We start from the raw sequence: 8,449 nt of genomic DNA on the forward strand, positions 1-8,449 counted from the left end.
GGTGGGTGGGGGGGCCTTAGGGCGGCCAGACCCGAGGTGGGAGGGGTGCCGTGGGGTATGGGCGCCTCGGGGGGGGGGTGGCTCCTCCCCCCTGGCTCCCCCCGGGCCCCTAACCGGCGTTGCCCGTCGTGTCGGTCGTGTCGGCGCTGGCTCCTGCGGATGCTCGGCAGTCTCATGGGGCAGCTCCTCGTGCGGTCCGCGTCGCGGACACAGCTCTTTGGCATGCGCCCGACAAGATAGCGCTCCATCGCCCCCTTATGAAAGATGATGCTCGAAGGCGGCCGAGATCACGCACCTTCGAGCATCATGGGCGTGAACATCAGGGGAACGTCACGCAAGGCACGGCGCACCCGCCGGCCCGTCAGCAAGACCGCCAAGAGGTCGTCAGAAGGCCGTCAGGAGAAGGGAACCCGGTCCGGGCGGCAGACCGTGCCGGGTGGCGGAAGCGTCCCGTCGACGAAGTAGCGGCTCTCGTGCGCGCTGATGCAGCTGCTGCCGTTGTTGAACAGCGCGGTGTGCCCGTACCCGTCGTTGGTGAGCAGGCGGGCGTCCGCCAGCTCACCGGCCATGGCCTGGGCGCCCGTGTAGGGCGTGGAGGGGTCGTACCGGGTCCCGATCACCAGGACGGGACGGGCGGTGGGCGTGTTCCACGGGCCGTCGAACCGTGCGGCGGCCCGGGCCGGCCAGGTGGCACAGCCCTCGGCCGCCCACGTCCAGAAGCGTCCCGCGTCGCCGGCCCGCCGGGCGCTGTCCTCCTCCAGGCCTTGGTACGCGGAGGGATCGCGCGGGTTCGGGCTGTCGGCGCACCAGACGGCCGCCGCCTGCTCGTCCCCCAGGTACGGGTTCGGCTCGGCCACCGGGGGCGGCGGCGGGTACACCGGGGGCTTGGGCTCGCGGCCCTGCGAGAGCTCCTGGAGCCGGCCCGCGAGAGCCGTCCAGCCGGGGTCGACGATGTAGAGGCCGTTGACCGTGTCGGCGACCGTCTTGGCGTACGTCCACGGGCCGATCGGACGCTCCCGCAGCCGCTGCATCAGCTTGTCGAACTTGTCACGCGTGGCCTCGGGGCTGCCCGCCGAGAAGGCACAGCGGGTCGCGGGCGCCGATCCGCACAGGGTGAGGAACCGGTCCAGGGTGGCCGCGGCGGTGACGTCCGAGCCCATGCGCAGGAAGGTCGTGGTCCGGGGCTCGCCCTGCCCCGCGCCGTCGGTCCAGGCCTGGGGGGCGATGTTGCTGTCGAGGACCATGGCGCGGACGCTGCCGGGGAAGAGGTTGGCGTAGGTCGCGCCGAGGATCGTGCCGTAGGAGACGCCCAGGTAGTTCAGCTGTCCTTCGCCCACCGAACGGCGGAGCAGGTCGAGGTCCCGGGCGGTGTCGGCGGTCGACACGTGGCGCAGCAGGTCCGCGTCACGCTTCTCACAGAGCCGGCCGAGGTCCTCGTACGCGTCGATCCATGCCTTCCGCTCCTGCGCGCCCACCGGGAAGCCGCCGGGTGGGCGGGCCGCCCAGGCACTGGCTTCCTCCTTGGTGTCGAAGCAGTTCACGGCGGTGCTGTTGCCGATCCCGCGCGGGTCCCAGCTGACGATGTCGAACCGTTCGCGCAGTTCCCCGGGGAAGGCGTCGTAGTTCTGCGGTACCTGCACGGTCCCGGGGCCGCCGGGACCGCCGGGGTTCACGAACAGGGTGCCGATGCGCCGGCCGGGATCGGTGGCCTGCCGGCGGACGACCGCCAGGTCGATGGTGCGGCCCGCGGGGGCGGCGTGGTCGAGCGGCACCTTCGCCGTGGCGCACTCCCACGGGCTGCCGGGCTTGCACGGACTCCAGTCCAGTGTCGGAACGGTCTCCGAGGGTGACGGTGAGGGGGCTGTGGGCGACGGGGGCGCGCCGTGCGCGGCGGCCGGTCCGGGCCCGGTGAGCAGCGCCGAGCAGGCCAGCGCCGCGGTGAGGACCGCCGCACGGCGTCGGCGGCGGGCTGCGGGACCTGATGGGGACACGTTACGCCCTCCTCCTCACGGCGAAGGCTCGGTCCGGCGGTCGATGCCGCCGCATCGGTGCACACGCCTCTGTCACCACGAAACCGCGATCGGGCGGCGCGCGCGAGCCGGGCGCGGGACCTGTGCGGGCCCGGCCGACGGCTCGCTTCCCGGCGCCGGGCGGCGAGGGTAGGTTGGACGCGTGATCGACTTTCTCCGGGGCGCCCCGGTCTCAGGCAGTCTCGACGTCGTCTGGCACGCGGGCTGGTCCTCCCCGAAGCACGACCCGGCGCCGGAGATCCAGGTCCACGCCTACTCCGAACACACGGTGATCCTGCGCCAGAACAAGTCCGTGCACTACGAAGCCCCGTTCCTCTTCCTCCTCTTCGGCAATGACCGGGCGCTGCTCCTCGACACGGGCGCGTCCGCCGACCCGGCCCACTTCCCCCTGCGGGAAACGGTCGACCGGCTCGTCACGGACTGGCTGGAACGCCATCCGAGGCCCGCGTACTCGCTCGTGGTCGCCCACACCCACGGACACGGCGACCACGTCGCGGCGGACCCCCAGTTCGCGGACCGGCCCTCCACCACGGTCGTGGGACCCGGACTGGACGAGGTCACGGCCGCCTTCGGCCTCGCCGACTGGCCGCACCGCACCGGCGCACTGGACCTGGGCGGCCGGATCCTCGACCTGATCCCCGGCCCCGGCCACCAGCAGGCCGCCCTGGTCTTCCACGACCGCCACACCGGCCTCCTGCTGACCGGCGACTCCCTCTATCCGGGGCGGCTCTACATCGAGGACCGGGCGGCCTACTCGGCCACCGTCGACCGGCTGCTGGACTTCTGCGCCACCCGGCCGGTCCGCCATGTCCTCGGCTGCCACATCGAGATGAACACGGCGGGCGAGGACTACCCCCGCGGCACCGTGCACCAGCCGGACGAGCCGCCGCTCCAGCTCACCGCAGGCCATCTGCGCACGCTGCGCAGGGCCCTCGACGAGACGGCGGACCGGCACGGGACGCACCCCTACGGCGAGTTCGTCCTCGTGTACCGGGACTGACCGGCGGTGAGCCCGCCGCTCCCGGCGGGAGCGGGGCGATACGGGGTGTCGCGGCGCGTGGCCGGCGCCGCGTCGGCGGGATGCCGGCCGTCCGGCGGGACTGTCGCCGATCCGTCGGCGATGTGCCGGTGGCCGCTGGAACGGTGGGTGCCGAGTTGCCCGAGGGGGCAGCCGCAGCATAGGCGTCGAACTCGACCGCCGTCTGCGCGCTGCCGGCAGCACGGTGGCGAGCGTGGTGGTCCATCCCGGCGGCGCGCTGGACTCCCTCAACCCCGCCCCGGCCACCCGTCCATGTGCGTACCACCCTCCGTCGCGGCACGGTTGTGGGAGGCGAGCCATGCTCTGACCGACGGCCGGGCTCAGTAGCGGGCCGCGGACACGAATGAGACGACCTGGTGCTGTGACCAAAGGTTCACCGGGTCGCGGCGCCCGGGGCCGGGGGTGGGGTGACGGCCAGGACGGGTGGGGCCGGCGTGGACCAGTGGTGGTCGCAGGGGGCGAAGACCAGCGTGACCGGACGGCCGGGGCGCTGACGCCAGGAGATGCGGTCCGGGGTGCCGTCGCACACCGGACAGCGGGGCAGCGGGCCGGGGTCCGCCTCCGGCACGCGGTCGGGGGCGGCCGCGAGCGGCGTGGCGTGCGGATCGCGCATGGAGGCTCCCAGGTCGTGTGCGGTCGGGCTGATCGCACTGTGCCATGGAGGTGCCCTTCTCCGCACGGGCGAATCATCCAGTGTTTTGGCTGGTCAGAGGTGTGGTCACCAGGAAAATTCCGGTGCTCTTGCGGGCACTTGGTGATCAACCGCTCGCGCAACCGGCCTCGACCAGCCCGGATTCGTAGGCCGCGATCACCGCCTGCGCGCGGTCACGGACGCCCAACTTGCCGAAGATGCCCGTGATGTGGTTCTTGACCGTCGAGACACTGATGTCCAGGTCCAGGGCGATCTCGGCGTTTCCGCGGCCGCCTGCCAGCAGACGCCAGATCTCCAGTTCGCGCGGGGTGAGATCGGCCGGGGTCTCGGCGGCCCACGACCGCGGCCGCACGGGGGTGCGTACGTAGGCGGAGATGAGCCGGGTCAGCAGCCGCGGCGCGACGGCGGCCTCGCCGGTGTGGACGATGCGGACCGCGGCGATCAGCTCCTCCGGGGAGATGTCCTTGGGCAGGAAGCCGTACGCGCCGGCGCGCAGGGCTGCGACCACGTACTCGTCCATGTCGAAGGTGCTGAGGGCGAGAACGCGGGTGGAGGGGAGCGTCCGCGCGAGTTCCCCGGTGGCCTGGACCCCGTCGAGGACCGGCATCCGGATGTCCATGACGACCACGTCGGGCAGCAGCTCGTGGGCCAGGGCGACCGCCCGGGCCCCGTCCTCGGCCTCGCCCACGACCTCGAACTCCGGGTCGGGGCCAAGGATCAGGGCCAGGCCGCGCCGCACCAGCGGCTGGTCGTCGGCTATGAGCACGCGGATCATCGCTGCCGTTCCTCTCTCTCGCCGTACCCGGGGCCCGCGACCGCGGCCGGGACCGGGAGGCGGGCCGCCACCCGGAAGCCCCCGCCGTCGAGGGGGGCCGCCTCCAGGGTTCCGCCCTGCAGGGCGACACGTTCGTGCATGCCGATCAGACCGTACCCGGGGCGCGCCGCGGGACGGGAGGCCGCGGCCCGCGCTCCGGCCCCGTCGTCGCGCACCTCCAGGGCCACCCCGTCCCGGTGGTAGGTGAGCCGTACGCGGGCCCGCGCATCCCCGGCGTGCTTGCGGGTGTTCGTCAGCGCCTCCTGCACGATGCGGAAGACGGTGAGGCCGACGGTCGGCGGCAGCGGGCGGACCGGGCCGTCCACGGTGAACTCGGTCTCCGTGCCGGCCAGCCGGGACTCGGTGACGAGCCTGTCGAGGTCGCCGGCCCCGGGCTGGGGAGCCGGCGGGGTGTGCTCCGGTTCCTCCCCGGCCCTGAGGACGTCGAGGAGTTGGCGCATCTCGCGCAGCGCCATCCGCCCGGAGTCCTCCAGCGTGACGAGGGCCTCCCGGACGACCTCCGGGTCGTGCGCCAGGTTCGCCCGGGCCCCGCCCGCCATCAGCTGCATGGTGGTGATGTGGTGGGCGACGATGTCGTGCAGTTCGCGGGCGATCCGGCGGCGTTCCTCGGCCACCGCCCGGTCCGCGAGCAGGGTCCGGTGCGCTTCGGCCTCCCGCTGCCGGTGCTTGACCACGGCGCCCACGCCGACGGCGCCGAGGGTGCCGATCAGGTTCGCGATCAGACCCGACCAGCCGAAGGGCAGGGGCCAGCCGCCCTGGCCCGCGGAGATCAGCGGCACCGCCACGACCGCCGCCGACGCGGCCACGGCGGGGCGGCTGAACCGGGCCACCGTGTAGAGGGCCACCATCAGCGTGAGGGTGAAGTGCGGGGTCGGCGGGGTGCTCACGTTCACCAGCACGCCCAGGGCCAGTACGGCGGCGAGCACCGTCACCGGCCGCGCGCGCCGGGCGATCAGGGGGATCGCCGAGACGACCAGGGAGAGGGCCCCGGTCACGCTCAGGACCCGGCCCTCGGTCTGCATGCCCAGGGAGTAGCCGACGAGGTCGACGGTGCCGGCCGCGACCGCCACGAGTGCGTTGTTGCGCGTCCACGGTGGGCCCTCGGCGCCGCGGTCCGTGCCCGGGGCGGCCGCCCGGCCGGTGTCGCGGCCCGTGCCGCGGTTGCCCGTGTCCCGGTACGCCGCCGCACGCGCGCCGCCGCCCCCTTCCCCCGGCACACCCACACCCACACCCACACCCATGCTGCCGGTCCTCCCCCGTCGGAGACTCCCCGGCAGGTGCCGGGCGCGCGCGGCCGCGCTCTCCGGTGATCCATTCTGGCACCGCGCCCGTCCCCTGCCACCGGCCCCCGGTGTGAACCCGTACCAGGACTCCGGTCCTGGTCGGCGCCCCCGTACGGACCCCGGTCCCGCGCTGCGGATCCTCCCCTGCCCCGACGTTTTCCCCGCTCCCCGCTGATGGTCTGGAGTCAGGCCGGGAACCCCGGCCGTACCGCGCAGACCGGAGGACATCAGTGATCCGCGCCCTGACCCGATTCTCGACGCGAAGTCCATGGAAGGTCATCGCCCTGTGGGCGGTCCTGGGTATCGCAGCCACCATCGCGGGCCAGGCGTTCGTCTTCCGCGCCACCCAGCCGGGCGACGGCGGGTTCCTGCCCGCGCACTACGACTCGGCGGCCGCCCTGAAGATCGCGGAGGAGCGGTTCGGCGTGCAGCCGGACGCCAACCTCCTGACCCTGCTGGTGGCCCGCTCGGACGACGCGCCGCTCGGCGCCGCCGACGAGCAGCGCATCGACGCGCAGGCCGCGCGACTGGCCCGTGAGCGGGTCGCCATGCCCCGGACCGAGGACACGATGCCCCTCGCCGAAGACCACTCGCAGATCCCCCGGGTCAGCCCGGCCATGACGGCGCCCGACCGCTCCTTCCGCCTGCTCTCCGTCGAACTGACCGGAAACCCCGCCGATCCCGGGGTGCAGGACACCTACCGCGCCTTCCGGGATTCCGCCCGCGACGCGTTCGCGGAGGATGGACTGCGCACCGGCTTCACCGGCGGGATCGCCGACCGGGTGGACACGGCGGACGCCGAGAAGACCAGGACGACGGTGGTCGGGGCACTCATGCTCGGGGTCATCGTCCTGCTGCACGTCCTGGTCTTCCGCAGCGTCCTGGCGGCGCTGCTGCCGCTGCTCGCGGTCTCCGTCATCGGCGGCGCCGCGGCCGGCGTCGTGGTCGGCGCGGCGCTGCTCACCGGGACCGGGCTGGCCGATTCCACTCCGGGGCTGATCAGTGTCGTGCTGGTGGGCATCGGCATCGACTACTTCCTCTTCCTCCTCTTCCGCTTCCGCGAGCAGCTGCGCGAACACCCCGGGCAGTCCGGGCGCGAGGCGGCCGCCGAGGTCGCCGGGCGGGTGGGTACGGCCATCACCTCCGCGGCGCTGACCATCGTCGCCGCGTTCGCCACGCTCGGGGTCGCCTCCTTCGGCCAGTTCCGGGTGCTCGGGCCGGCCATCGCCCTGTCCGTACTGGTGATGCTGCTGGGCAGCCTGACCCTGATGCCGGCCCTGCTCGCGGTCACCGGGCGCAGGATGTTCTGGCCCTCCCGGGCCCTGCGCCACACCCCCCGTGCCGGCTCCGCCGCGCGGCTGGGCGACCGGGTGGCGCGGCGGCCGCTGGCACTGGTCCTGGGCTCGGTGGCGCTGCTCGGCACACTGGCCGCCGGTGTCGTGGGGATGCGCGTGGACTACGGGCAGGGCGGCGCGGGCGCGGAGCGTACCGCCGCGGTCGCCACCGCCGCGGAGATCTCGCGTGCCCTGCCGGCCGGGGTGTCGGACCCGACCAGCGTATTCGTCACGGCTTCCGACGGCGGCACGCTCACCGCCGAGGGCCTGGGCGGGCTGTCCACGGCGCTCGCGGGGGTCGGCGGCGTGGGCCAGGTCGGGGGGACCGTGCTGAGCGAGGACCGGCGGGCGGCGCGGATCGACCTGTTCCTCACGGTCGACCCGCAGCGCGAGGAGGCGCGCGATCTGGTGACCGGCCCGGTCCGGGCCGCGGTACGGGCCCACGCGCCCGCCGGTACCGAGGCGCACGTGGGCGGCACGCCGGCGCTCTTCGCCGACATTTCGACCGCGGTGGACAAGGACCTGAAGGTGGTCTTCCCGGTGGCGGCCGTGCTCATCGCGCTGATCCTGCTCGTGCTGCTGCGCAGCCTGCTGGCACCGGTGATCCTGCTGGCCGCGGTCGGCCTCGGGTTCGCCGCGACCCTCGGCGCCTCGACGCTGGTGTTCCAGCACGCCCTGGACCGGCCCGGGGTGGACTTCACCCTCCCGCTCGTGCTGTTCCTGTTCGTGGTCGCGCTGGGCACCGACTACAACATCCTGATGAGCGACCGGATCCGGGAGGAGATGGAGCGGCCGGGTCCGGCGCGGGCGGCGGTGGGCCGCGCCGTGCGGCACACGGCCCCCGCCATCGCCACGGCGGGGCTGGTGCTGGCCGCGTCCTTCGGCAGCCTGGCCGTCACCCCGGCCCCGTCCACGCAGCAGATCGGCTTCGCGACGGCCCTCGGGATCCTGCTCTCCGCCTTCGTCCTGTCGATCGTGCTGGTGCCCGCCCTGGCCGCCCTGCTGGGCCGGTCCACGTGGTGGCCGGTGCGGCCGGGCCGACGCTCCCGCGGGGCCGCCGGTCCGAAGGAGGCCGCGGACCGCGTCCTGGTCGGCTGAGCCGGGCGCGGCCACACGAAAGGCGCCGGGGGGGGGGGGGGGGGGGGGGGGGGGGGGGGGGGGGGGGTGGTGGGAGTGGGGGGGGGGGGGGGGGGGGAAAGCTAGATATTCGGAAACATGTACGTCAGTGACGTTGCGGCACTCTTCAACTGGCGGGCGATGGGAGGCTACGCCGGGT

Annotated in this window: 6 protein-coding genes and 1 pseudogene; 3 read left to right on the forward strand and 4 right to left on the reverse strand. The window is 74.1% G+C overall.

The window, feature by feature from the left end:
- Positions 1 to 395: 395 nt before the first annotated feature.
- Positions 396 to 1,991 (reverse strand): alpha/beta hydrolase, encoded by a 1,596-nt coding sequence (locus ACZ4VT_RS37075; protein WP_467955761.1) that lies wholly within the window; start codon positions 1,989 to 1,991, stop codon positions 396 to 398.
- Positions 1,992 to 2,172: 181 nt separating this feature from the next.
- Here ACZ4VT_RS37075 and ACZ4VT_RS37080 point away from each other — a divergent pair, with 181 nt between their 5' ends.
- Together ACZ4VT_RS37080 and ACZ4VT_RS37085 are read left to right on the forward strand one after the other, a co-directional pair.
- Positions 2,173 to 3,030, forward strand: a complete 858-nt coding sequence (locus tag ACZ4VT_RS37080; protein ID WP_467955762.1) for an MBL fold metallo-hydrolase — start codon at positions 2,173 to 2,175, stop codon at positions 3,028 to 3,030.
- 181 nt (positions 3,031 to 3,211) lie between these two features.
- Positions 3,212 to 3,335, forward strand: a pseudogene (locus ACZ4VT_RS37085) (SDR family NAD(P)-dependent oxidoreductase); the annotation flags it as partial.
- Between the two features lie 107 nt (positions 3,336 to 3,442).
- Here the strand turns inward: ACZ4VT_RS37085 and ACZ4VT_RS37090 are convergent.
- The 3 genes from ACZ4VT_RS37090 to ACZ4VT_RS37100 all read right to left on the reverse strand — a co-directional run bounded on the left by ACZ4VT_RS37090 (position 3,443) and on the right by ACZ4VT_RS37100 (position 5,797).
- Positions 3,443 to 3,682 carry a hypothetical protein gene (locus tag ACZ4VT_RS37090; RefSeq protein ID WP_467955763.1) on the reverse strand — a complete coding sequence of 80 codons (240 nt, stop codon included), beginning with the start codon at positions 3,680 to 3,682 and terminating at the stop codon, positions 3,443 to 3,445.
- Positions 3,683 to 3,827: 145 nt separating this feature from the next.
- Positions 3,828 to 4,496, reverse strand: a complete 669-nt coding sequence (locus ACZ4VT_RS37095) for a response regulator (protein ID WP_467955764.1) — start codon at positions 4,494 to 4,496, stop codon at positions 3,828 to 3,830.
- Positions 4,493 to 5,797: a sensor histidine kinase gene (locus ACZ4VT_RS37100; protein WP_467955765.1), complete on the reverse strand. Its 1,305-nt coding sequence runs from the start codon at positions 5,795 to 5,797 to the stop codon at positions 4,493 to 4,495. The genes ACZ4VT_RS37095 and ACZ4VT_RS37100 overlap by 4 nt, the downstream gene beginning before the upstream one ends.
- Positions 5,798 to 6,069: 272 nt before the next feature.
- Here ACZ4VT_RS37100 and ACZ4VT_RS37105 point away from each other — a divergent pair, with 272 nt between their 5' ends.
- Positions 6,070 to 8,271 carry an MMPL family transporter gene (locus ACZ4VT_RS37105; RefSeq protein WP_467955766.1) on the forward strand — a complete coding sequence of 734 codons (2,202 nt, stop codon included), beginning with the start codon at positions 6,070 to 6,072 and terminating at the stop codon, positions 8,269 to 8,271.
- The last annotated feature ends 178 nt before the right edge of the window (positions 8,272 to 8,449 follow it).

The sequence above is a fragment of the Streptomyces sp. NPDC029164 genome (assembly GCF_055563995.1).